Below are 24,477 nucleotides of genomic sequence, written 5' to 3' on the forward strand. Positions count from 1 at the left end.
GATGGAAAACTCGATCATTGATATTGTCCTCGGACTGGCGCTGATCTATCTGGCGCTGTCGCTGCTGATCAGCTCGGCGCAGGAGATGGTCAGCGGCGCCTTCTTCAAGGGCCGGCAAGCAACCTTGCACGACCTGCTCTACGAAGCGACAGGGCAGGACGATGCACTGAAGCAGCGCGTGCTCGCCAATCCTCTGGTGTTCGCTCTGTACCGCGGAGGAGTGGCGCACGAGGGGATCAAGATGTGGCGCCGCGCGAGTGGTCCGGTCGAGGTTCCGCCTGACATTTTTGCCCGGGCGCTGCTGACCGAAGTCAATCAGATCGACCCCGGTAAGCACCCCAGCGACCGCTACGCCTCGCCATTAAGCTTCCTGGACGCGCTCAAGGATAAGGGTCTGGATAAGGACGGAACAGGAGAACGCAAGGTGGTCGGTGCATTGCGAGCCCTGGTGGTGGGTCGTGAAACCGACTGGGGCGGTTTTGAAGCGGCCATTGCCGCGTGGTTCGAATATATTGGCGACCGGTCCACAGGCTGGTTCAAACGCAGTGCGACCATTTGGACATTCTGGCTGTCGCTATGTCTTGCGTTAGCGCTGAACGTGGATAGCTTTCACATCGCACGCGTGTTGGGAAGCGATGCGGAACTTCGTGTCGGCCTGGCTGACCTTGCCGAACGTTTCATTCGAACGGAGCAGCAGGGGTCGACGACACCGGTGCCCGCGCAAGCGCCGGCACCGGCCAAGCCTGAGGTCATGGCGACCGCTCGACTGATGGATGCCTACAACCGATTGGCCCCGCTATTTGACCGCGACGAGAACATCGGCCGCTTCGAACGCCGCTTACAGCCGGTAAGGGAGAGTTGCGGAATCGTCGCGGGCCTGTGGTCCGACAAGGTAGGGTCGAAGGCCAATGACCGGGCTTCGAAGGTCGGTGACAAATTCATCTCGGACGCGGGGGCGTGGCTCGAAGTGATTCCCGCCATGATTCCGTACATAGACATGGCGATTGCGGGCTACGTGCCGCCGCCAAGCCCCACGCGTCCTGGCACACCAGGGTCCACGGCGCCAGCAACAGGGACCAAGTCATCCGTCCAGCCAGCGTCCGCGGTAGTAGCGGCAGTGAGCAAGCCTTCGACCTCGCCAGCGCCGGTAGTGGCAGCGACAGCGGCAGGGAGCAAATCCTCAACCCCGCCAGCGCCCGTGGTGTCGGCAGTCGGGACCGAACCTCCGGCGCAGCCGGCGTCTGCGGTGTCGGCGCCCGAGAAGCCCGCCGATGTCAGCCAAGCCAAGCAGGTGGCCAGTGCGCTGAGAGCTGCGCACACTTGCGTGAGCCATATTTCAACTTGGGTCGGCGCAGCGTCCACGGCCAGCAACGATGCGGCCGTGCAAACCGCAATGCAGGCCGCAGCCGTGGCGCTGAAAGACAGCCAGGCGGCACTGGAAACGCTGATGAAGCGCAGTAAGGCACCGGAAAAGCTGCAGCGCCTGTTCAAGTCCGATCCGGAAGAATTCAACCAATGCGCTCTCACTGCTTCTAGTTTGGAAGAAGTGCGCACCTGCATGGAAACCGACAATGTGTGGACTAGGCTGCCCTTCGGATATAGCAGCGCCAACCTGAACAATCAATTCTGCAGCGTCCGCAGCGCGGCGACACTGGCGGAAACCAACGCCAAGCCAGGGCTGTTTTTCTGCCTAGACAGTGACGAGAATCGGGTCAACCCGAGATCTGAGATCGGCCTGCCCGCAATGCGCTTGCACAGCCGAGGTTTCATGGCGTATGTCAGCTGGCTCGCCGGCATCCTTGTTACCACGTTCTTCGTCTGCTTGGGCGCGCCGGTCTGGTTCGACGTGTTGAGCAAGTTCGTCAAACTGCGTGTCGCGGGCCGCATGGAGGATCGGGAGAACAATGCGGCGAAGGCGAACGGAACGTTGCCGCTGCTTCCGCCGAGCAAACCTGCTCCTACTTCGAGCACACCGTCCACAAATCCGTCCCCGACTCCCAGTGCAACGCCCTACGAAGCCGAACTAAGTCGGCGTGAAATCATCGCGTTGCAGCAGCGCCTGGGTGTGTCGCCGGAAACCGGCGAACTGGACGATGCCACGCGCCTGAAACTGCGGGCGAAGCTTGGGGGCAGCGACGTACTTACGTCAACCACGTATACCGAGCTGGTGGGGCGGCCGCCAATGGCAAGCAGTATCAATCTGGCATCGGCGGCCAGCCGGCCGAGGGTGCGCCAAGCGCATCCCCAGGTACCGGTGTTAGCCAACAAGCTGATGGTTGCACTCGACTTCCCCGCACGCGTCGCTTCCACCGAACGTGCCTTCAACGACGACCTGCGTGCACTCACCGTGCTATACCGCTACAAGAAGGCGGCCACACAGGCTGAACGCGACACGTTGCTGGCGCTGGCACGCGACAACCCATCGACGCTGGATGAACTGGACGAAGAGTTGATGAACGAGATCCTGCAGAATGTGGCCACCTTCCCCCGCTCCGTCGCGCCGTGGATGGACTGGGTGCTCGGTGAACTAGGCCAAGTGGAAGTGAACGCCTCCAGCCGTAAATCCAGCAATCCTCGCATCTGCGAGTATCTGGACGCAGTGGCCACTAGCTATGGCGACAAGGGCGACACCACCCCGTGGTGCGGCGCCTTTGCCGCATGGGTGGTCACCCGCTATAACGCCGAGGCCACCGCGAGAACGGCCTTACCCCCCTTTCCGCTCAAACCAAACCCGCCTCCTACCCCTACTTTGGCCCATAGCTGGACAACTTGGGGTAAAGCACGCCCCCGCAATGCGGCCGTGGTCGGCGACATCGTGGTCGTCAAAATCGAGAAGGACGGCGATGCACCGGGCGTCAAGAGTGGCTTTCACGTGGGCTGGTGCCTGACAGCAACGACACAGTCGGTCAACCTTCTCGGTGGGAATCAGAGTCATGGTGGACGAGTGTGCATATCCACCTTTTCGAAGAGCGATATCGTTCACGCGGGGTTTTAAACGATGACGTTGATCCCGCCGTCCCGCTGCCTGAGACAGGGTTTTCGGACCGTTAAACCGGTAAGGTTGCTGCTACCAATGCCAATTTGACCAGATGTGTCGGAAATCGGTGACCAGGCCACACAGCAAGAGTTTTGAAGGTTGCTGCGGGCTGCAGAAGGATGCCCCATGGTCAGCAAAAGTTGGCCGGGGTGGTCAAATAATCGCTGGCAGCAACAGGCTTGGCGTTGAAAGTCCCGATCTGCACGCATGGACAGAAATACCAGCGAGGTGGTACCGTGGCACCCAACCTCCACGTCACAACAAGGTTTCGACACGCGACAGTGTGGCCGAAAGCTGTTGGCCGGCGGCGGTAGCTTCTCTTAAGTGCCCGAGGGAGGCCGAATTTCAAAATATGGCAACAATGCCTGCGCCGCCTGAATCCGCAGCTGCAGTTCAACCCTTGTGTCGCCCATGACGTCGAGTAGAAACCGTTTTGGATCGGGACTATCTCCAGAAGGTGCTGCAGCAGTCGCGCCCTGCTCTCCCCTACGCTCACCACCGTCGATAGTTGCCGACGTCATATGCGATGTGGCGGTTTTGGCGGCACTGTCAAGCTGGGCCAAACGCATTTGAAAATCTGCCGCCTTGATACTCACCAAGCGAGACAGGACATCAGCTTGGGCATCAGGGCTGGGACAGATGTCGAGCCAGGGCTCATCAGAGAACACTGCGGCCAAGTCAGGTGCGACGTAGGCCGACCATCGGCCTGTTTCATCCATCAAACCAGGCACTACTCTGGCTTGTCTGATATGTCCAAGGGCAGCCGCATCCGCAGCAGGCAAGATGCCAATGCGTCCTGGGGCAATATGGCCCAAGTAGCGCAGGCGGAGAGATTCAAGAAAGCGCCTTGCATCAACGGCAGGCACGGGCTCCAAAAGTGAGAACCAGAGTTGGTAACCGTCGGAGCCGGAAATGGCGATGGCCGGTGCAGGCAGCTCCAAATCGGCCTGAACCCCTCGCCAAACTGTCGATAGAGCATTCCAGTCCGCAGGCCGAGCAAGTTCCAGCACCATCGCACGGACGCCCCCTTCGGGGCTTACCAAGCCGACTTCTTCGGCATCAGAGCCATCATCCGTTGGATGACCCAAGAGGTATAGGCGACGCAATTCAGCTTGCAGTCTGTTCATGGCTGGAAATTGACAATAACTTGTCACAAAGGGCCAACTTTACTTGATAGGAATCCTTGTTGACTGCTGTTGGCCGTATGTTGCCGTAGCTTGGAATGCCGGACGTCCCGGGCATCATCAAGAATATGGACAACTGGCGGGTGGGCCTGAGCGTCCGGTTCTGGCCGACTGCAGCCTATGCTGGTATGGCACAGCGGGCCCCAAGTGAGACCGCGTAGTATCCAACCAAGCCGACTCCCCCTCTTAAAACAGGGCTTGCTGGGAAGTGGTCAACGCCACAAAGCTCTCGCCGAATGGCAAAAGAATGGCGTCTGCAATCGGCTGAAGCTGCTTGGACAGATAGTGTTCATAGTCGATGCCGGACTGGCGAGCCTCCAACGGTTCCGGCCCGCTCCTGGTCATGACGTACTGAATCCACCCGCCGTTCTGGTACTGCCTGGGCCGACCGACCGCCGCATTGTGCTTGTCGGCCATCCGCGCAGCGCGGACTTGCGGCGGGACGTTGACCTCGTAGGCGTCCAGGCGATGGCGCAACCGCTTGCGGTAGATGAGCAGGTCATCTTTTTCGCCGGCCAGCGTCGACCGCGCATACTCGGTGACATAGTCGCGGTGCGGTTCATCATGGAAGATGCGGGTCAGCAACCCTTCTTGAAACTGGCGGGCCAACGGAGTCCAGTCACTGCGGGCCATCTCTAGGCCCCGATAGACCATTTCCTCTTTGCCGCTGGCATCCACGCTCAGGCCCGCGTAGCGCTTCTTGCTACCCACGTCCGAACCCCGGATGGTTGGCATGAAGAACTTCTTGTAATGGGTGTCGAACTCGATTTCCAGGAAATTCTCCAGCCCCTGCTGATTGCGCAGCTTGCTGCTCCACCAAGCGTTGATGTCCTGCACCAATTCCGCCGCGACAGCGTGCGCTTCGGCATTCGTGTGGGTTCGCTTGAGCCAGATGAAGATGGAGTCGGTATCGCCGTAAATGACCTCATACCCTTTTTCCTCCACGAATGTCCTTGTGAGCTTCATCATCTCGTGCCCGCGCATGGTCACAGCCGAGACTAGCTTGGGGTTGAAGAACCTGCATTCAGTGGCGCCCAGCACCCCGGCAAACGAGTTCATGAGCAGCTTCAGGGCCTGCGACAACGGCTCGTTCTTGACCCGCTTGGCTTCGTCGCGCGCCTTGGACAGCGTGGTCACGATTTCCGGCAGGCAGTGCTTGTCGCGTGAGAACACGGTTTCCTGGGGGCCGGAGACGCCCATCGCCGCGTCGGCTAGGTGCATGCCTTCTGCAAAGCCCACGGGGTCCACGAGAAAGGTCCGGATAATCGATGGGTACAGGCTCTTGTAGTCCAGCACCACGACGGAGTCGTAGAACCCGGGCTTCGAGTCCATTACATAGCCACCAGGGAATGCTTTGGTCGCTATCTCGCCCACGTTGGGCGCGACGTAGCCCTGGCGGTGCATCCGCGGCAGGTAGTGGTGGCTGAATGCGGCGATGGACCCGCCGAAGTGGTCGGCCTGCAGACCGGTGGTTTGGGCCCGTTCCAGCACGAACTGCAACAGCTTGGCTTGCTCGAAGATGCGCAAGACCAGCTCGCAGTCGCGGATGTTGTAAACGGCCAGGGCTGGTTTATCTTCCTGGTACCGGCGCTCAATCTCGGCCATCTTGTCATATTCGTCACCGATGGCCTTGCCCTCGCCCAACAGCGTCTGCGAGACGTTCTCCAAACTAAAGGAAGGAAAACTCCACACCGCCGCCTTCAGTGCGTCGATGCCGTCGATGACCAACCGGCCAGGTGTGGGCGCGAACAGGTAGCCTTGTTTGCCCGGATGGGTGCGCCACTGGATGGGTGTGCGTTCCCGGCCAAGAAGGAGCTTCACACCGCAATCGTCGGCCGTCTTTTGGAGCACCCGCAGGTCGAACTGAATTACGTTCCAGCCGAGGATGACGTCGGGGTCGTTGCGCTCGAACCAGGCGTTGAGGTTCTCGACCATGGCCTGGCGCGTCGGGCAGTAGATGAGCGCGAAATCCAGCGGCTCTCTCGGCAGTGTCGGCGGCTCTCCCAGCATGAACACGATGCGCTCGGCCATCCCATCTAGCGCAACCGAGTACAAATCCCCGTGCTGGCTGGTTTCGATATCCAGCGACACGACCTTCAGCACAGGCCGGAAGTCAGATGCGGGCTTGAGTTTGCAGTCGGAGATGGTCGAGCCTTCAGCGCGACCGCCTTCGATGAGGACGCCGGCGGTGATGAACCGCTCCATCAAGTAGCGGTCGTGGGGGCGCACATCGGCTTCGAGCAGCGGAATCTGCAGCGGCTGAAGGGCGCGGGCAAGTTTCCCAAGCTGTCGGAAATGCGTTGCGTAGACACCGATGACCGGCTCCTGGTGGAAGGTCCGCAACTCAAGCGGGCGGAGCTGCATACGGGGAAAGGCACCGAGCTGCGCCTCGACCGCCTCCCAATGCCGTGCGGGGACGAATGCTACCGAGGGCTGTTCGGTGATGACCACCTTCTTTGGCCCGGCCTCGGTCGCCAGCCAGAACTCGAGTTCTGTGCCAGCCGGCGCATCCCGCCAATGGCGGGTGAGGATGAAGCCCTTGAATTCGGTCACGGAAGGTTTGAGTCGGATACTTGGGCGCGGCGCCCTGTGCTGGCTATAGGGTGATTGGGTTCTCTTTCGCAAGAGATGCCGCCTTACTCAAGTGTACTGTACATAAAACCAGCGCCAACTGACCCATATGCCGGCATCCAGTCTTGGTGTGGCTACGAGGAAACATGGGTGCAAACCACCGGGTGTTTAGCTTCGACGGGTTACGCGACATAACTGCTCAGAGCCCGCCATCGGCCGCTTTCCGCCTTTAATTGCTGCCGATGGTCCCACTGCGCCAGTTTCCCAGAATCAACTCGGCCGCGTCGCTCGCGCTGGCGAGCGACGAATCAATGACTAGGCGGGTTGTGGTCCAGACCTCGTATTCATGCTGGAGGACGGCTTCCCATGTTGGCAGAGTGAAGTCCGGAATGTCAGCTCTCCGGCCTTCCACACGCCTGCGGTGTTCGGCCAGGTCGGAGCACACGATTTCAACCTCGAGAATGTCAGAGGTTGTGCTGGCTGCCACAGCCCGCCACGCATCGCGAGTGACCAAAAGTGGATTTACGCAATCGGCGATAACGGTCATTCCCAGCGCCAGGTTGGACCTTGCAAGCTCGTACGCAACGACGTAGCCGGCGGGGCCAACCTGCTCGAGCGAGTTCACTTTCTTTAGCGCCTGCTCGATGGTGTCGATGCGAAGGAAGACAGAGGGCGAGCGGAGAGCGAGTTCGCGAGCTATGGCCGTCTTGCCAGTGCCCGGAAGCCCGCCGAGAACAATCAACATCGGCTTTTCCGCGGTAGATTTGATTGAATCTGAGTGATGACTACGGAGGTCTGCCATTGGTCGACGGCCGTCAATGGGGAGCGTTTCCGGGCATTCTGGCGCCTTCTACTGAAGCGGGGCAACCCGGTCGATGCGCTCAAATAGTTGCACCATCGGGATGGTGACGGGAAAAGATTCAATTCGATAGCGCTCACAGATGCGCGTAACAACCCACTTGTCCCAATACACGCCGTAGGCTTCGTCGTCCAACGTTCGTAGGTCCTCCCGGTCGTCAAGACCACAACCGCTGAAGTCTGACAGCGCAGACTCATCAGTCATCAACGCCCAAGGCAAGCCAAAAATCTCGCTCAAGAAGCGGTCAGCTAGCTCCTTAAAAGCATCTATACGGTCGCCGGAGGCAAAAACTAAAGGTGTGTCGCTCATGGGGAAACATTTTGCCGTGGTTCGCTCAAGCATCCACGCTCAGACGATTTGGAACTCCTGGACGACCGCTAATTGGCCGCAGCCTGAAGACTGGCAGGCTCAGATGGACCCGATGCAGTCTTTCAAGTTGTCGCTTCGTGAGTCAGCTTCGCAGCATTTGCGGTCTGTCACTAATCACGCCCGAACGGGTACTATCGGCCAAAAGCGGACATCTTCTTTACTTACGCCACATTACTGTTACTGCCAACCTTGCATTGACCAGTTCAGCGCGCTTGTGCCAATGCCGAACTGATAGGTCGCATCTATCCGGAAAGGCTCACCCTACTTCGTTCTACGTGTGCGCGAGGTGGTCATTAAATTACTGGCGGTGTTGGTCACTCTGCAGTTGCCGTCAACAGTTGGACTAACTGAGCTGGGCTACATCACACCGGACGACTGCCGGAACCGCGCCCGCGAAACTCGTAGTCCCCGATTATGCGGATCGCTGGCGAAGCGGAAATGGCGTCGAACTCGGCGAGACAGACCGTGTCAGCGACCGCTTTCAGGCGTACAGCTTGGCTTGGGTAACTTCTGCTTAGGGCAGCGGTCATCACGCCATGAAGCGGACACATAGGCGGTGCCCCCGCAATGGTCATGGACGGCGACCACTGCGTATATTTCGAAGTCGCTGACTAGCAAATACAGCGAGAAAGGCATTCTTCGAAGTGAGCCGGCATGCTTCCGGCATATGGCGCGGTTTACAGTTGCACAATAGAATTATTTACCCAGGAGAGGCCTAGGCCACTGGTTATTCCGGACGCGCCCGTCGGCCAAAACACAAACCTTCGCTCGTCCGCTGACGCGATTGCCTGAAATACGGCGGCAGGAGTTATATCGTGGTCAAAAATGACTCGCAGCTCGACCAGGCCATGCGGACGCTCGCACATCGCGACGTCCTCGATTGGCTTACAAACTTCATCCGAATCCAGCTTGCCACGCAGTCCTCTATACAGCGAGAGTTCACCCTCGCTGTAATTGAGGAAGGATTGAATAATGAGCGCATGAGGTTCAGAGGCTATCAGGGGAGCAGTCCGAGTCAAACAGAATTCGAAGTCCTTCTATACAGACGAGCCTTCGCGAGGCTTGCGGGAGATATTCTCGCCACGATGGGCAGTGGCTTGACGATGGAGGAAGCGACTGCAACGCAGCCGATGCCGCTCGAATAACGCCCCATGCTCACCGGCAGCGGGTGGGATCAGAACTGGCTCGGATTTCTGAAGGGGTTGAGATCATGGCAACACGCGGTCGCGGAAACGCTGCCGTATTCGTTCTAACGGAATGAATGATGGCAGAAGTATTGACGCTCAATGGGCGATGGTTGCAAATGTCTGGTTGTGTGGCGGCCATCGTAGCATTCGGCTATCGGTCTCGCGAAGGCGAAATTGTCTTTATCAAACAAGAATGTTTGAGAACAAGAGTTCCACGGACCTCTTCGCCCCCGAAGGTCGACATATCGGCCATCGTGGTGTTGGATCATGCACCTGGTATGCCTAGTGTGTGGTCTAGGTCTCGGCCACACGGCGCTGGAGTGGTGCCAGCGATACGGGCAAGCGTCGACACCAAAGCCTTCTCCGTTCATAGCAAACGACTGCGCAACATCCTCACCGCCGGCCCACAAAGGCTGTCGCACTTGGTGGTCCCACTGCCCAAAACGCAGATGGCAGTGCGCACTGTCACACGAGAACGGCGGAAGAGGCTAGCTTCGGCAACTTCAGTCCTGTCGCGCTTCCATCTTCTTGAGCACAGCGCGTGTGTACTCGGTCATGAACTCCAGAAACACGCTGGTGCGGGCAGGAATGAATTTGCGGCTGGGCAGCGCTGCATACAGCGTGTTCCTTCCCGTGATCCACTGAGGCAAAACCCGATGCAGCTCGCCGTTCTGGAGGTACTTCGCCACGATGTCGATGGCCTGGATGCTGATACCGGCGCCGTCAAGGCAAGCCCGAATCAGCGTGGTGGTGTTGTTGACCAGCAGAGCGGGCTCGATCTGAACTTCCACTTCCCGGTTGTGTTCCTCCGGGTTGATGAGGCGTAGGCTGCGGTGCCGGTTCGCCTGGAGCTTGACGCGTAGGCAGCGGTGGCTGGCGAGATCTTCCGGTTGCAGCGGGATGCCATGCTCACGCAAGTAGTCGGGTGAGGCGCACAGGATACCGTCCGAAGATGCAATGGGCCGCGCAATGATGTTGGCATCGAACGTATCGGCAGCGCCTAGCAGGGTCAGGTCGTAGTCTTCAATGGGTGGCACCAGCGGTGAGTCCGCATGGATATCCAGCACGACTTTCGGGTAGCGGCGCCCGAACTCGGCCACCAGCGGCGCCAGCACATGCGTGGCGAACACCGGCGGCGTCAGGATGCGGATGACGCCGGACATTTCCTGCGCGTGGGCCTGGGCGGCGGCGTGGGCTTCATCAATGTCGTTGAGGATATGGCGCACACGGGCCAGATAGGTTTCGCCCGCATCGGTGAGCGCCAGGCGTCGGGTGGTGCGCTGCAGCAGTCGCACCCCGAGGTGGCCTTCCAGGTCACCGACCAACCGGGTCACCACGGCGGAAGACATGTCGAATTTGCGCGCCGCCGCCGCAAAACTGCCGTCATCGACCACCTGCTGAAAAACTCGCATTGATTGAAGCCGGTCCATGTTTTACCCCTAAATCAAGTCTCAATTGTTGCTGATTTAACAGTAATGCATTGTTTGAATTGCTATTTTTTGATTGATTTGGCGGGAATAAAGTTCATACATCGATGAGCCGAAGCGACTTACAAGGCGACTCACCGAGGCTGGACAGACGGGGAAATGAGCCCGCCATGCCCGGAACGTCATTAACTTTAGAAAGGATATTCATCATGAAATCGAACTTTATTGCCGCCGCTGTCGTGGCTGTCGCCGCCGTGTTTTCCGTGGCTGCTTCTGCCGAACCCCTGAATGCTTTCCTGCTGGAGCAAATGCAGGCGCCTTCAACCAAAACCCGCGCAGAAGTCAAAAGCGAAATGCTGCAGGCCAAAAAAGCCAATGCAGCTTCCAGCTTCAACGGCGCCATCGCCCAGCAAAACCTGGCCGCTCCGCGTGCTGAAAAGGCCGGCGCAGCTCCCCAGGCCGCTGCTGAGCTTGTGAAGACCAGCCAGCAATAAGCCTTACACAGGCCGGCTCTGGCCGGCTATCAGCGCAATCGCCCGGACAGCCCGCAACAGTTCCCGGGGCGATTGCATTGGGGCCTGCGGGATTCATGCAGGTCCGTATGCGACCATATCCCCATCGCGCTATAGCGTCCCGGTCATCCTGAAGACCTCCTCGTTGCGTGCACCGGACATCCTGGACAGCGTAGTAACTCCCTTCTTTTCGAGCTTGCTACCCGCCTAGATGGGCATACTTTCGGCCTGGATCACTCTATCTGATGCCCCAGGAGCCGAACCGGCGACACAGTACGGTTTGTCGGTATTTTTGAAACAGCCGAGCCCGTGCGGAGCATCGTGGATGGCCGGCTGCAAACTGCGCTGGCCGCCTATGCCGAGCGTGGCGGGCGTAGACCTCGGGCAAGTCATTCCGAATCCATCCCCCCTCCCACCTCGCCGCTGGCCGCACTGAACGCCTACATTCGTACAGCCACGCAGCCAGATGCGACAAAGAACGGGCCTCCCGTTGGCTGGGGCGGCCGACCCGAGCTGAAGAGCGTGCAAGGCTTCGGGAAGTGTGGTCCAAGTTTGCCGTTGCTGACCAGGTGGAGCAGTCGCCCAAGCGGGGTCCGGAAAACGGGCACGTTGAATTTCCGCCTGCTGGTGCTGCGCTCCCTGGCCATGCGAAAACCTGCTGTGGCTGGACCAGGAAAGCCAGCGCCTCAGGGCTCCGCAGGCGCGGTCTGCACGCCCCAGCCGACGGAAAAAAAGGCGACGCTGAATAAGTCTGCGCGAGGCTGCTGGCGTTGATGTGGTTCTTGTTGAAAAAAGCCTGCCACTGACGCATTTTCGTAGCATCCTCACTAAACTGACGGGTCAGCGCCAGTGGGCGCTCCGTTTGCGCACCGCCGGATAATGGTTTCGGAAAGCTTGAATGACTTGTTCTTATCCTTGTTTGATCGTGCACTGTGCACGCTGAAACGGTGCCGTGGCAGCCAACATCGCCGTTCTCGCCCGCAAAGGATACGCGCCATGAGAAATGCAACCGCCAGCCACCACGCTACACACTTCACCGTAGTGCTTGCGTTAGCCTGCACTGCTGCAAACACGGCATACGCGCAAGACCAGACAGCCGAACCTGCCACCGCAGAAAGCGCGACTCCGGTTACCGCCGCTGAGGCCGCCCCCGAACCCGCCGCGCAACCCAGAAACTATGCGTTGCCGGCGCTGGAAATCCTTGGGTTCGATTTTCTGCTGAACCGTTTCAACCGTCGCTTCGGCAGCAGCCGCGACGATTACGACGTCAGCCTGGGGTCGATCCGGCGTAACCTGCACAGCAGCTGGGGCGTAGATGATGACCCGTTCAAGACCAACCAGTTGGGTCATCCCTACCAGGGTTCGATGTACCACGGCTTCGCCCGCTCCGCCGGCTTCAACTACTGGGAGTCGCTGGGCTACACCTTTGCCGGCAGCGCCGCGTGGGAGATCGCCGGCGAGAAAACGCCTCCCTCGCGCAACGACCAGATCTCCTCGGGCATAGGTGGCACTTTTCTGGGCGAGGCTTTGTTCCGCATGTCCAACCTGGTGCTGGAAAAGAGCGACGGCGTTCCGCGCTTCTGGCGCGAAGCCGGCGCGGCGATGATCTCGCCGTCCACTGGCTTCAACCGGCTGCTCCAAGGCCGCCGCCTGGACACGATCTTCGCCAGCAACAATCCGGCCTATTACAGCCGCCTGCAAGTCGGACTGATGGGCACGGCACAAAACGTTCCGGGCACCTCGACCCAGGTCAAACGCAACGAGGCGCAAGTCGATTTCTCGCTGGACTATGGCTTGCCGGGCAAGGACGGCTACAACTACCGCCGACCCTTCGACTATTTTTCGTTCCAGGCCACGGCCTCCAGCGCCAATGTGTTCGAAAACGTCATGACACGCGGGTTGCTGCTGGGTAATGACTACGCGGTTGGCAAGAGCTACCGCGGCCTGTGGGGCCTATACGGTAGCTATGATTACATCTCGCCGCAGGCCTTCCGTATCTCGAGCACGGCGCTGTCGCTGGGGACCACTGGCCAATGGCGGGCCAGCGAATCGGTCATGGTGCAGGGCACGGCCATGGCCGGCGCGGGCTACGCAGCCGTGAGCACCATCAACGGCGCCTCCGACCGCGATTACCACTACGGCGGGGCGCCGCAGGCGCTGCTGGCCCTGCGTGTCATCTTCAGCGACCGATCTTCGCTGGACCTTACCGGGCGCGAGTATTTCGTGAGCGGCGTCGCCAGTGGCCGCGGCGGGCACGACAACATTGTGCGCGTCGACGTAGCCTACACCTGGCGGGTCTACAAGCAGCACGGCATCACCGTGGAATACCTGTTGAACCGCCGCGATGCGACCTTCCCCGATCTGGGCGACCGCACACAATCACGTGGCACGGTCGGCGTCTTCTACACGCTGCTGGGCCATGACCGTTTCGGCGCCGTCGATTGGCGCTGAAGATCAAGGATTGCCTTCAGGCATTGAGTTTTTTTCGGGGCGAGAGGTAAAGACGCAAACACCGCCCCCGTCTACACTTGCTCGCGAGAATCGCCTAGGATGAACCGCTTCATGGGGCTCCTCGCTTGGAACGGGTATACCGTTTTAATTTTGAGCAGGCGTGGAGCGAAGTCTTTTCACATAGCCTCGGCTATATTCAGACAGAATTGCTGTCCCCTTCACCGTTATGGAGTGACCGTCCAGCGGTCCACCCAACTCGCAGTAGAGTCGTTACTATGGGACTCCTGACCTTCAGTATTAACGTCACCCTGGACGGCTGCATCGACCACCAGGAAGGAATCGCCGACGACGAAACACACGCCTTCTTCACCCGCCTCATGGACGGCGGTGGGGCGATGCTGTGGGGCCGCGTCACCTACGAGATGATGGAGAGCTACTGGGCAGCGGTCGCCCGCGGTGACGCGGAGGCACCGCCGGCGATGCGCGCATGGGCGGTCAAGCTGGAGGCCAAGCCGAAGTACGTGGTGTCGTCGACGTGAACGGACTTCAGGTGGACCAATAGCCACCACATCACCGGCGACTTGCGTACGAACGTACAGAAGCTCAAGGACACGCCCCTGAACGGCGTGCTCCTCGGCAGCGGCAAGCTTGCGACCGAGCTGGACCGGCTGGATCTGATCGACGAGTACAAATTGCTCGTCCATCCCAGGATCGCCGGCCACGGCCCGACCCTGTACCAGAGCGGGCTACCCAGCACGCGACGGCTCAAGTTGATCTCGGCGACGCCGCTCCGCAACGGCGACGCCGCTATGCACTACCGACGCGCGCGGCTAACAACGGGTTGCAGCGGACTGTCCGCTGCGCGGCCCGCCGCTGAACCTGAACGTTGAGCGTCCGCCTTTTCAAACAGCCACTGACTGGTATTGGCCGACTCCGTCACGCCCGGCACTGTCGCGGCCAGCAGCTCCGTGTAGCAGCACTTCTATGCAACGACTCTTATTCCTCGTCACCCAACTCAATAACTTGCTGGTCACCTGACCAAACGCTGCCACATGTGCAGCATGAAGCCCGCGCGCTCCACATCCGCCTGCGCGATCAGCGGCGTTTCGCCAATCGGATTTCCGTTCGATTCTGCGATCACCTTGCCGATCACGGCACCCCCAACCCAGCAGCGTGCTGGTCTCAAATAAGCCTCAGCCGGGGCTGCGATCCTGCATGGACGCGGCACACAAGATCGGCGCTGAGGTCCAAGTATCTCCGCCGTGCGCGACAAGGCCATCTCGCCAGTGGCGTAGCGCCTGCGTAGAAATTTCGGTACTCTTTGTGCAGCGGGCGGCTTCAACGGAGGAACGTCACCATGCTCAAACTCTACGGCTTTTCTAAGGTGAACGCTGCCGCGCGTGGTCATACCCGCGACCTGTGTGTGCTGTGGGCGCTGGAAGAGATGCACCTGCCGTTCGAGCTGGTCGGTATGGACCATCCCGCGCACGACCTGAACACCGACGCCTATCGCCGGCTCAGCCCGTTCGAACAGATCCCATCTATTGACGACGACGGGTTGGTGTTGTCCGAATCCGCCGCCATTCTTGTCTACCTGGCAAAGAAGTCCGGCCGTCTGATCCCCGGCGACCGCGCCGGCGAGGCGCAGGTGGTGCGCTGGTGTTTCTCTGCGATGAATACGGTTGAGCCGCCACTGCTGCGCCTGCTGGTGCTCGACTGGACGGCCGATGGCAATTGCGGCAAGCACCGCGAGTTCCTGGCCGGCTGGGTGAATCGGGTGCTGAGCAACCTGGAGCGCTGGTTCTCCGACCATGACTTTGTCGCGACACAGCACTTCACCGTCGCCGACATCCTGATGGCGCACGTGCTCTCGTCGGGTATCAAGGACCAGGGCTTGATCACCCCGTATCCGGGAGTCGCGTCGTATCGGGATCGGTGCTTGGCCCGGCCCGCATGGAAGCAGGCCTTCGCGGCGTATGGCGCGCGGGTCGAAGCGGGGTAGACATTCGTTAACACTGATGCACAGCTCACCCGATGGGCCAAGATTGGTTGACCGGCTTCAATCGCCACATTTGCAGCAGCAGCCTGCAGGACTTTTAGGAAAATCAAAGTTCTATGGCAAGCCTGGTGAAATCTGCAACGGCAATAACAGCCGATCGCCTAAATCAGCCCGCTGCTAGTGGGGCTATTTTTCTATCGGAGCCCTGTTCGGAACTACAGACGCCTGGTACGGAAAGCGCTGTTGTTTCCAGATGGCGGCCGCAACACGCATGAGCATCACGACACTATCGACATAGTCGTCCCTGGTCGAATCCAAATTCTCAATGTAGTCGCCCAACTGCTCAAGCGCTTCATCAAGGGAGACGTCGCCTCCATTGATGGCGAGGTCCTCAACAACCGCCAAGAAGCGAACGGAGTCCATGCCAAAAGAATATTTCGCAGCCGGCGAACTTGCAATGTCAGAAGATATTTGCAGGCGTAAATATTGTGTATCAGTGTGCCTTCCCCGTACATAGGCCCTCCGAAATGGGGCTGGCAGATGCTCCCAACGCCTACAAAACCCCTGGAAGTCTTCCTACAGTCTGGCCTGCCGGCCATTGGTGAAATTGCCGACCTGCGGCATACCAAAGGAGGCCCACGATGGACCCTCGATCGATTCTCACGACTGCTGGTGTTCTGTGCATCTGCTATTTTTCGCCGGACGCATTCTTCACCACTTCGCCTCCGAAGGCGAGCTCTCCAAAGGCTGTTTCACCGCCTACGGCAGCCGCGGTCAATGACAAGCCGAAGCCCATGCAGGAAGCCAACAACTCTCAGTATCTGCTCGCCCAGCAACAGTGCGATGCCACACAAGGATTGCACGTAGCAAGCCTGCACGAAAGCATGGCACCCTAGCCATTTGCGTGATAGCGGGTTTTGATATGGTGTCATGTTGATCAGCCGAGTTCGTCCATCCCACGACGAGGAGTGGTCCTACAGCCATTCCGGCCCGACGTGACCATTATTGGAAAAAATCAACTTCGGGAAAAACACATGGCCTCCAACCATTTACGACGCATCGCTGTCAGTGTGGACGAACCGAAACGCGGGAAATTCTACTGGCTGCTGACGGAATCCACCGGCGACACCACAGTGTGGAACGAGCTGTACGCCGCCAAAGAGAGCGTGCCAACCTACGGAGAAGCTCTGCGCACCGGTGTCGGAATTCTGATGGCCATGGGCAGCGATGGGGACGGTCCCCGACTTGTCGGAGAAGACGAAAACCTCTCACCAGTGGGGTAATGCAGAAAACCTCTTCAAGCACACCGTGAAAGGAACTGGCAATGAACCAATCTCGTAATTCACTGGCCCATGGCGATAAGGGCGAGGCGACTGCTGCGAAGCAGCGGCGTTTGCAAAAGGAGCAAGATTTTCGCGATGTGCAGTCATTCGAAAGCTCGGCGACTGTAAAAGAGCGCCATAAAGTACCCCTGCCCAGCCAGCACCTCTGCAAGCCTGGCCTCGAAGCGGAAATGCAAGCCAAACCGAAATTTGAAGCACCGCACTACAAAGGCAGCGGTAAATTGCAGGGATTTTCTGCATTGATTACAGGCGGAGACTCCGGCATAGGGCGTGCGGTGGCAGTGTTGTTTGCGCGTGAAGGTGCCGATGTCGCAATCGTCTACCTCAATGAACACGTAGATGCGGAAGAGACAAAAAAATACGTGGAAGCGGAAGGTAGGCGGTGCACCCTCATTTCCGGGGACGTAAAAGATACAGCCTTCTGTAGAGACGCTGTCAAAAAGGTAGTGGACGACTGGGGACGGTTGGACGTACTGGTCAACAATGCGGCATTCCAAGAACACGCCGAATCTCTGGCCGACTTGAGCGAGGAGCGGCTGGATGAAACCATGAAAACCAATGTCTACGGCTATTTCCATATGGCCAAGGCTGCATTACCACATCTGCGACAAGGCGCAAGCATCATCAATACAGGATCGGTGACGGGCCTGAAAGGCAGCAAAGAACTGCTGGATTACTCTGTCACCAAGGGGGCCATCCATGCCTTCACCAAAGCACTGGCCAGCCAACTTATAGACAAAGGTATCCGTGTCAATGCAGTGGCTCCGGGGCCGGTATGGACCCCGCTGAACCCTGCGGATAAACGGCCAGAAGACATTGCCGAGTTTGGTCATAAAACCGACTTTGGTCGCCCAGCACAGCCTGAAGAATTGTCTCCCGCATATGTGTTTTTAGCCGCACCGTGCTGCTCAAGCTACATAACGGGAATGGTGCTGCCGATCACCGGATCCGCTGGTGACGGGGCTTAGCACCATCAGTTAAGAGCGTACGACCCGGTTTTCACAAGACCAGGTTATTCCGCCCTTGGAGAATCGAAATCTAATAGCCCCATTGCTTTACCCAGGCTTTGTGGGGCGTAGTTTTTCCATGGGTCATTGCCTCGATCCAAGCGCGTATGGATATTGGAAACGGTCCAGCAGGCAGACCCGGAAATCTTGGACACCTCATCCCATGCGATGGGCACGGATACTCCCATGCCCGGCCGTGCCCGTGCCGACCATGCGGAGACCGTCGTGGCGCCAAAACCATTGCGCAGGTAGTCCACAAAGATCTTGCCGACACGGTTCCGGGGGCCACTTTTCGCGACAAACAGCTGCGGCAAGGTTTGCGCCAAATGCAGAACAATGGCTTGCGAAAATGCTTTGACAGCGTCCCAGTGGTAATACTTCTTGAGTGCCACCACGATGTGCAGACCTTTGCCGCCACTGGTCTTAACAAACGATGCGAGGCCCAGTTGCTGCAGAAATTGGTGCACTAGCTCTGCGCCTTGTTGTACTGTCTTCCACTCCACACCCTCCCCGGGGTCCAGATCGAAGGTCATGCGGTCGGGCTTATGGATCGCAGTCTTGACGCCATTCCAGGTATGGAACTCCACCACATTCATCTGGGCCGCCGACAACAGCGCCCGCATCGTAGCGACCTCCATCAGGGGGGCATGCCCGGGATCAAGCGCGGGGTCTAGCAGCCTCACGCCAGGCATCTTGCCTTCCAGATGCTTCTGGAAGAAAAGCTCGCCATCGACGCCTGTCGGTGCCCGCACCATGGACACGGGGCGTTGCTTCAAGTGCGGCAGCAGCAAGGGGGCCACCAGGTGGTAGAAGCGCACCAACTCCAGCTTGGTAAGGCCGGTAGAGCCATCGATCACGCGCTCAGGGTGGGTAATTTTGAGCTGCGATGACAAAACGAGCGGCTGGGACTCGCCACCGGAGATCGGTGAGGGATGTTCCCTTGTGATCGACGCGGGCGTTTTGTCGGACCGCAGACCGTGGAACACCGCGTGCCGAATCCGCTGCGTGTCCGTCCACTCCCCGAACGATACCTCTGCTAGCAGAACTGGCTGGACCCAATGGGCGGTGCTGTCCAAATCCGTCTTACCAGCCAATGGGCTGGTTCTTACGGCAATGGCTTCCAGTTTCTGCTTCAGCTGCAGCAAGGTTCGGCCATCGAAGCCGGTTCCCACGTTGCCCGCATACTGCAGCAGGCCCTTGTCATCGTGCACCCCCAATAGCAGAGACCCCAGGCCTACGCGACTGCCTTTGGGGTCGGTGTAGCCCACAATTACAAACTCTTGCCGCGACCGACACTTGAGCTTGATCCAGCTGTCAGAACGGCGTGACACGTAAGCGGAGTTTTTCTTCTTTCCGATCACTCCTTCCAAGCCCATGTGGCAAACGGTGGCTAGAAGGTCCTGGGCCTGGACGTCGAAAGTGTTGCTGAAGCGCAGGTTATCCGGGGTTTCGTCGTTGAACAGCTGCTGAAGTACAGCGCGCCGCGTTTCGAGTGGTTCTTGACGGAGGTCTTGGCCATCAAGATAAGGAACATCGAACAGGTAGTACAAGATGTCGTCGGTGCTACCACGGTCAAACGCGTTCTGTAGGCGCTGAAAATCCGGTATGCCCTTGTCGTTGGTCACGGTGATTTCCCCGTCGAGCCAAGCCGACTTCAGCCCGAGTTGTCCAAGCGATTGAGCGAGCTTGGGGAGCTTGTGCGTCCAGTCGTTTCCGTTGCGCGTGAACAGCTGCACCGTCTTGCCCTCTATGCGCGTGAGCAAGCGGTAGCCATCGAATTTGATTTCAAACAACCAGTCGGCTGGATTGCTGGGGACCGCTTCCATGAGGACGGCGAGCTGGGGCTGGAGTGTGGCGGGTAAGGCGGCGGGTGCGCCCAGAGGTGGGATGGTGGAAACCGGTGCTTTCGCGCCGGGGGCATTTTTTTCAACACTTCTTGAGCGCAGCGGCACAACGCTATCAGGCATTTCATCGACTAGGCTGAACTCTGCTGCGGTGCGGGCAAAATTGTCCTTTTCTTTGATGAGAAGCCAGGGGATTTGTTTTTCGCTTTTTCCCTTCATCCGGACCAGCGCCCAACGGCCCCGAAGTTTGTGCCCATATATATCGAACTTCAGGCTGCCATCGCGATAGCCCGTCGCGGGGTCGCCCAATGGAACCCAATGGCCCTCATCCCATATGATGACTTTTCCGGCGCCGTATTGGCCAGCGGGGATCTCCCCTTCAAATTGGTTATAGGCGATCGGGTGGTCCTCTACCTGCACCGCCATGCGTTTGTCCTTGGGGTCCAGACTGGGGCCCTTGGGTACCGCCCAGCTTTTCATAGTCCCATCCAACTCCAAACGAAAGTCGTAGTGTAAATGCGAGGCCCAATGCTTCTGGACCACGAAGGACCGTACACCTGTCCCCGATACACCGCCATGCAACGGTTCAGGGGTGATGGCGAAGTTGCGCTTCGCTTTGTACTTGGCGAGGGCGTCCACCATTTACGCGGCTTCTTTTCCCGAGACCGCCGGGTTACGGGGCGCAGCTTTCGCGGCCGAGGATGTCTTTATCGATTTAGGTCGGGTGGCTGCTGCCGTTGTAGCCGCCCTCTTCGCCGGCGCAGTCTTTGCCCCCTTGCTCTTGCCGGAAAGGCTGCGTTTCAGTAGCTCGGTTAAGTCAATGATGTTGCTGCTAACGGGGGCCTCGTGGCTCTCGATCTTCTCGACCTGTTCAAACTTGCCCGCTGCCGCCTTGCTATCGACCAATCTCATGATTTCCAACTGAAAGGAGTCACGGAAATCGTCGCCGTTCCATGAGGATGTCATTTCATTGATTAACTGCGTGGCCATTGCCATTTCGGCATCCTTGATGCCTGCTTCCTTGACGCCTTGCGGTGGCAGCTGCAATGCTTCCCATGACCGAATTTCTCCGCCCCAACGTAGTAAATTCAGTACCAGCGCCGGACCGCATGCCATCAGCAGTGCCAGGTGCTGTTTGTTTGCAATCACCACTTTGGCCACACCTACCTTGCGGCTGGCCGCCAATGACTCCCGCAGCAGCGCATAGACCTTCTGTCCACGGTTGATTGGAGCCGTGTAATACGGCTTCTCGAGATATACAAACGGGATTTCGCCGATCGGAACGAAGGCCTCAATATCTATCGTGTGGGTGGTCTTGGGATACGCAGCTTCCAGTTCTTCGGGTGTCAGCAGTACGAATCGGCCGTCTTCCCACTCGATACCTTTGACAATGGAGTCCGCCGGCACTTCCTTGCCGCTCTTCTTGTTGATGCGCTTGTAGCCGACGGGATCCATCGAGCGTTTGTCCAGCATCTTGAAATTCAGATCACTTTCATCGGTCGCTGAATACAGCGCGATGGGCACATGGACTAGCCCGAAACTGATTGCCCCTTTCCACAGTGAGCGCGTGGAGGTTGGTGCCCTTCCCGCATCCTTGTCTATGGGCGATGCGGGGGCAGGCGTGGCGGGCTTCTTCGATCTGGCCATGACGTTTAACCCACTGATCGCCGCGGATCAACCGAGCGGGGATAGGTGCGCTCTTCTTGGATGGTGCCATCAACGCCGTGAATCTTGACGGAACCCTTCTTGTTGGCCATGAACTCTTCCATTGCGGCGAGCAGTTCCGCTTTGGTGGGCTTGGAAATCGAAGCCCGTTCACCACCATCCTTCGTAAGGTCCCAATGTCCGCTGTGAGTCTTAACGTGGTAGTTTTGCATAATGCCTCCAGACCAATAGAAGAATTAATCGTAGGAACATTCACTGGCGCCCGCTGTAGGACAGCCGGCTTTCAACGATGAAACTGTGACTATTCGTTAAATGGCAGTAGGTCGTGCTGTAAGGACTTTGGGGGGGAATTGGATACCGCTGAATTCAAATAGATACCGGTGCGTATAAAAATCACTGCAACCAGACAATGTGTTGAAAATACATGGAAATTTGAATGGCGGTCCTAAACTCATCATCCACTTTCAACTGCAGTCATTCCCATGCCAGGTACAACGGTTGACATCTTGGTCGTCGATGACTTGGTTGACGCCGCGGAATCCCTCGCTCTTTTGATGCAAGGCGATGGGTATCAAGTCCGGGTCGCACTGAGCGGCGAACAAGCCATCGAAGCGCTCGCGCAGTACCAACCGCTGTGCGTCTTCCTTGACTTTCAAATGCCGGGGATGGATGGGCTGGAGTTGGCCAAATACATCCGGCGGAAATTCGGCGATGACATCGTCCTCGTTGCCTACACCGGGCTGGCAGAGTCCAATGCGCGGGTCGCCGAGACGTTCGCTGTGGTTGACCACTATTTCATCAAGCCAATTCCACCGGCCGAGATCCGAAAAATATTCCCACCCAAAAAGCCGATCGGTCAGGCCTGAGGCACTAGCCACGCCGCGATGGGCTAGACCGTGGTTGCTTCTTGTCCTTCAGCAGTTGCTGCAGCAGCACATGGAGGGTGTCAATATCCACGGGTTTGGTGAGGTGGGCGAGAAAACCGGCTTCCCTGCTTGCCATCCGATCGCCTTCTTGACCATAGCCTGTTACGGCTATCAGCGGCGGCGGATTGGCAATCAATTTTCTAATCTCGTCTGCAACTTGAAGGCCGCTGAGATCGGACATGCCAATGTCAAGCAATACCGCCGCCCAGGGACGTACCTTCACCGCCTCGATAGCAGCTGTTCCACTACACACGACGCTGGTTTGGTAGCCTAACGCTTCAAGAAGCATCGAAAGTGTGTCCGCCGCATCCCGGTTGTCGTCGACGATCAGCAAGGCCTCATTGCCCTGGTCATGCTCTACAGGCAGCTCCATCAGCATTTTGGGCGCCTCCACGGCAGGGAGTTGAACCAGGAATTCGGCGCCTTCGCCGGACCGACCGGTACTGAATGCACTGATACTGCCGCCGTGCAATGCAACCAGTTCCTGGACCAAACTCAGCCCGAGTCCCAGTCCGCCGAGCGAACGGGCACTGTCTTGTTCACCTTGCACAAAAAGCTCAAAGATGTTTTGCAACTGCTGCGGCGGAATGCCGGGACCATCGTCTTTGACCAGAATGTCCGCATGGGCGCCGCTTGCCGAAATTCGTACGCCGATGTGACCGCCTATCGGCGTGAATTTGACAGCGTTATGCAACAGGTTCGACAAGACTTGAATCAGGCGCGCTTTGTCGCCTAAAACCCAGACATCCGCGTCCTGATCGGAAATTTCGATCACATGGCCTTTCTGGCTGCTGAGTGGCTGGACTGTTTCCAACGCATCGCGCAATGCATCCCGTAGCCGAACCGGCTGCGATTCAAGGTGAATCTTCCCGCTGGTGATGCGCCCAACGTCCAATAAATCGTCAACCAAACGGATCAACTGCTTGAGTTGTCGGCCGATGATCTCATGCGACATCCGCTGTACTTTAGACGGGTTGGCTTCCCGCTCCAGCAGTGCTACAGCGTTGGAAATCGGCGCCAAAGGGTTGCGCAATTCGTGCCCCAGCATCGCCAGAAAATGGGTGATCCTCCGACCTTCGTCCTCCAAGGCCCGCACGCGCCGGCGCTCCGTCAAGTCCCGCGTGACCTTGGCAAAGCCGCGGTGGGTGCCAGATGCATCCCTCAATGCCGTGATCACAACGCTGGCCCAGAAGCGCGTTCCATCCTTGCGTACGCGCCATCCTTCGTCTTCGAAATGGCCATCTCGCAGTGCATACTGGAGTTCTTGGTCAGGCCAGCCCCGCGCCTTTTGGTCCGGCGGGTAAAACACGGAAAAATGCTTGCCGATGATCTCCGAAGCCTCGTACCCTTTGGTCTGCTGGGCACCCCGGTTCCAGCTGATGACGTAGCCACTGGGATCGAGCATGAAGATGGCATAGTCATGCACCCCTTCGACGAGCAGCCGAAATCGCTCCTCGCTGTGGCGCAACAATTCCTCTTGTCGCCGCCGCTCGGTCAGATCTCGGGTGATTTTGACGAAACCCATCGGCGTGCCATCTTCACCATCGAGTCGGGTGATAACGATATTTGCCCAAAAACGGGTGCCATCCTTGCGCAAGCGCCAGCCTTCGTCTTCCATCCGGCCGGCAATGCGCGCAACATTCAGTTCATGCTCGGGCCAACGCCGCTCGATGAGTTCGGCTGGGTAGAACAAGGAGATGTGCCCCCCAACGACTTCATGGGCTTCGTAGCCTTTCAGCTTTCGTGCGCCAGCATTCCAGCTCACGACCAATCCGTTGAGATCGATGAAAAAGATCGCATAGTCCACCACGGCGTTCACCATCCGTCGATAGTGGGCGTCTTGCAGCGTCTTTGGATCTAGCTGGGATGAGATGCTCATGGTTGCTCTTTCGAATGACTGGTATGACTGAAACTCGCACCTTGCTGGAGGCTGCTTGTTCCGCCGCGGGCGTCGAGACTCCCTAACGCAGATCGATCACGAAACGATTGGTATTCATAGACCTGTATGGACCGGGTACCTAGGTAACAGGTGTGCGAGGACATAGTAAACACATAGCTCATGGTTTGCCCAGCGTATTCATATCCAGATGCATGAG

At 58.4% G+C, this 24,477-nt stretch carries 22 protein-coding genes; 11 read left to right on the forward strand and 11 right to left on the reverse strand.

Annotated elements, in window-relative coordinates; translation table 11 throughout:
- Position 1 precedes the first annotated feature (1 nt).
- Entirely contained in the window at positions 2-2,995 is a 2,994-nt protein-coding gene (locus J2X19_RS08955; protein ID WP_310372559.1) for a C40 family peptidase, read from the forward strand.
- 362 nt (positions 2,996-3,357) lie between these two features.
- On the opposite strand, the gene J2X19_RS08960 is transcribed toward J2X19_RS08955, so the two are convergent.
- The 4 genes from J2X19_RS08960 to J2X19_RS08975 form a co-directional block, all read right to left on the reverse strand.
- Positions 3,358-4,164, reverse strand: a complete 807-nt coding sequence (locus J2X19_RS08960; RefSeq protein ID WP_310372561.1) for a hypothetical protein — start codon at positions 4,162-4,164, stop codon at positions 3,358-3,360.
- 243 nt (positions 4,165-4,407) lie between these two features.
- Entirely contained in the window at positions 4,408-6,774 is a 2,367-nt protein-coding gene (locus tag J2X19_RS08965; protein ID WP_310372563.1) for a DNA polymerase II, read from the reverse strand.
- A gap of 247 nt (positions 6,775-7,021) precedes the next feature.
- A complete protein-coding gene (locus tag J2X19_RS08970) occupies positions 7,022-7,537 on the reverse strand; it encodes a P-loop nucleotide/nucleoside kinase family protein (RefSeq protein WP_405048612.1) in 516 nt (171 codons plus the stop codon).
- A gap of 105 nt (positions 7,538-7,642) precedes the next feature.
- Positions 7,643-7,960, reverse strand: a complete 318-nt coding sequence (locus tag J2X19_RS08975) for a hypothetical protein (protein ID WP_310372567.1) — start codon at positions 7,958-7,960, stop codon at positions 7,643-7,645.
- An 875-nt stretch (positions 7,961-8,835) separates the two neighbouring features.
- On the opposite strand from J2X19_RS08975, the gene J2X19_RS08980 reads away from it, so the two are divergent.
- Positions 8,836-9,165 (forward strand): hypothetical protein, encoded by a 330-nt coding sequence (locus tag J2X19_RS08980; RefSeq protein ID WP_310372569.1) that lies wholly within the window; start codon positions 8,836-8,838, stop codon positions 9,163-9,165.
- A gap of 545 nt (positions 9,166-9,710) precedes the next feature.
- On the opposite strand, the gene J2X19_RS08985 is transcribed toward J2X19_RS08980, so the two are convergent.
- Positions 9,711-10,637: a LysR family transcriptional regulator gene (locus J2X19_RS08985; protein ID WP_310372571.1), complete on the reverse strand. Its 927-nt coding sequence runs from the start codon at positions 10,635-10,637 to the stop codon at positions 9,711-9,713.
- A gap of 167 nt (positions 10,638-10,804) precedes the next feature.
- Here J2X19_RS08985 and J2X19_RS08990 point away from each other — a divergent pair, with 167 nt between their 5' ends.
- The 4 genes from J2X19_RS08990 to J2X19_RS09005 all read left to right on the forward strand — a co-directional run bounded on the left by J2X19_RS08990 (position 10,805) and on the right by J2X19_RS09005 (position 14,487).
- A complete protein-coding gene (locus J2X19_RS08990) occupies positions 10,805-11,128 on the forward strand; it encodes a DUF4148 domain-containing protein (RefSeq protein ID WP_310372573.1) in 324 nt (107 codons plus the stop codon).
- A gap of 1,014 nt (positions 11,129-12,142) precedes the next feature.
- A complete protein-coding gene (locus J2X19_RS08995) occupies positions 12,143-13,597 on the forward strand; it encodes a DUF3943 domain-containing protein (protein WP_310372575.1) in 1,455 nt (484 codons plus the stop codon).
- Between the two features lie 275 nt (positions 13,598-13,872).
- Positions 13,873-14,136, forward strand: a complete 264-nt coding sequence (locus tag J2X19_RS09000; protein WP_310372577.1) for a dihydrofolate reductase family protein — start codon at positions 13,873-13,875, stop codon at positions 14,134-14,136.
- 42 nt (positions 14,137-14,178) lie between these two features.
- Positions 14,179-14,487: a dihydrofolate reductase family protein gene (locus tag J2X19_RS09005; protein ID WP_310372579.1), complete on the forward strand. Its 309-nt coding sequence runs from the start codon at positions 14,179-14,181 to the stop codon at positions 14,485-14,487.
- Between the two features lie 140 nt (positions 14,488-14,627).
- On the opposite strand, the gene J2X19_RS09010 is transcribed toward J2X19_RS09005, so the two are convergent.
- Positions 14,628-14,750 (reverse strand): hypothetical protein, encoded by a 123-nt coding sequence (locus tag J2X19_RS09010; RefSeq protein WP_310372581.1) that lies wholly within the window; start codon positions 14,748-14,750, stop codon positions 14,628-14,630.
- Between the two features lie 204 nt (positions 14,751-14,954).
- Between J2X19_RS09010 and J2X19_RS09015 the strand changes: the two genes are divergently transcribed.
- The gene (locus J2X19_RS09015; RefSeq protein WP_310372583.1) at positions 14,955-15,599 is read left to right on the forward strand and encodes a glutathione S-transferase family protein; all 645 of its coding nucleotides are present in this window, start codon (positions 14,955-14,957) and stop codon (positions 15,597-15,599) included.
- A 183-nt stretch (positions 15,600-15,782) separates the two neighbouring features.
- Here the strand turns inward: J2X19_RS09015 and J2X19_RS09020 are convergent, their stop codons facing one another.
- Positions 15,783-16,019 (reverse strand): hypothetical protein, encoded by a 237-nt coding sequence (locus tag J2X19_RS09020; RefSeq protein ID WP_310372585.1) that lies wholly within the window; start codon positions 16,017-16,019, stop codon positions 15,783-15,785.
- A 218-nt stretch (positions 16,020-16,237) separates the two neighbouring features.
- On the opposite strand from J2X19_RS09020, the gene J2X19_RS09025 reads away from it, so the two are divergent.
- The 3 genes from J2X19_RS09025 (at position 16,238) to J2X19_RS09035 (ending at position 17,907) form a co-directional block, all read left to right on the forward strand.
- Positions 16,238-16,492: a hypothetical protein gene (locus J2X19_RS09025; RefSeq protein WP_310372588.1), complete on the forward strand. Its 255-nt coding sequence runs from the start codon at positions 16,238-16,240 to the stop codon at positions 16,490-16,492.
- Positions 16,493-16,630: 138 nt separating this feature from the next.
- On the forward strand, positions 16,631-16,879 hold the full coding sequence (locus J2X19_RS09030; RefSeq protein ID WP_310372590.1) for a hypothetical protein: 249 nt from the start codon (positions 16,631-16,633) through the stop codon (positions 16,877-16,879).
- A gap of 41 nt (positions 16,880-16,920) precedes the next feature.
- Positions 16,921-17,907: an SDR family oxidoreductase gene (locus J2X19_RS09035; protein WP_310372592.1), complete on the forward strand. Its 987-nt coding sequence runs from the start codon at positions 16,921-16,923 to the stop codon at positions 17,905-17,907.
- A gap of 44 nt (positions 17,908-17,951) precedes the next feature.
- Here J2X19_RS09035 and ligD read toward each other — a convergent pair whose 3' ends face one another.
- The 3 genes from ligD to J2X19_RS09050 are packed head-to-tail and all read right to left on the reverse strand — an operon-like array spanning position 17,952 to position 21,667.
- Positions 17,952-20,432, reverse strand: coding sequence for a DNA ligase D (gene ligD / locus J2X19_RS09040; RefSeq protein ID WP_310372594.1), 2,481 nt, complete (start codon positions 20,430-20,432; stop codon positions 17,952-17,954).
- Entirely contained in the window at positions 20,433-21,437 is a 1,005-nt protein-coding gene (gene ku / locus J2X19_RS09045) for a non-homologous end joining protein Ku (protein ID WP_310372596.1), read from the reverse strand. It abuts the gene before it with no gap.
- Positions 21,438-21,442: 5 nt separating this feature from the next.
- Entirely contained in the window at positions 21,443-21,667 is a 225-nt protein-coding gene (locus J2X19_RS09050) for a DUF2188 domain-containing protein (RefSeq protein WP_310372598.1), read from the reverse strand.
- A 294-nt stretch (positions 21,668-21,961) separates the two neighbouring features.
- Here J2X19_RS09050 and J2X19_RS09055 point away from each other — a divergent pair, with 294 nt between their 5' ends.
- Complete coding sequence (locus tag J2X19_RS09055) at positions 21,962-22,321, forward strand: response regulator (protein ID WP_310372600.1); 360 nt, start codon at positions 21,962-21,964, stop codon at positions 22,319-22,321.
- A 4-nt stretch (positions 22,322-22,325) separates the two neighbouring features.
- Here the strand turns inward: J2X19_RS09055 and J2X19_RS09060 are convergent, their stop codons facing one another.
- Complete coding sequence (locus J2X19_RS09060; RefSeq protein WP_310372602.1) at positions 22,326-24,260, reverse strand: PAS domain-containing hybrid sensor histidine kinase/response regulator; 1,935 nt, start codon at positions 24,258-24,260, stop codon at positions 22,326-22,328.
- Positions 24,261-24,477: the final 217 nt, after the last annotated feature.

The sequence above is a fragment of the Rhodoferax ferrireducens genome, assembly GCF_031458075.1.
GTDB classification, from domain to species: Bacteria; Pseudomonadota; Gammaproteobacteria; order Burkholderiales; family Burkholderiaceae_C; genus Rhodoferax_B; species Rhodoferax_B ferrireducens_A.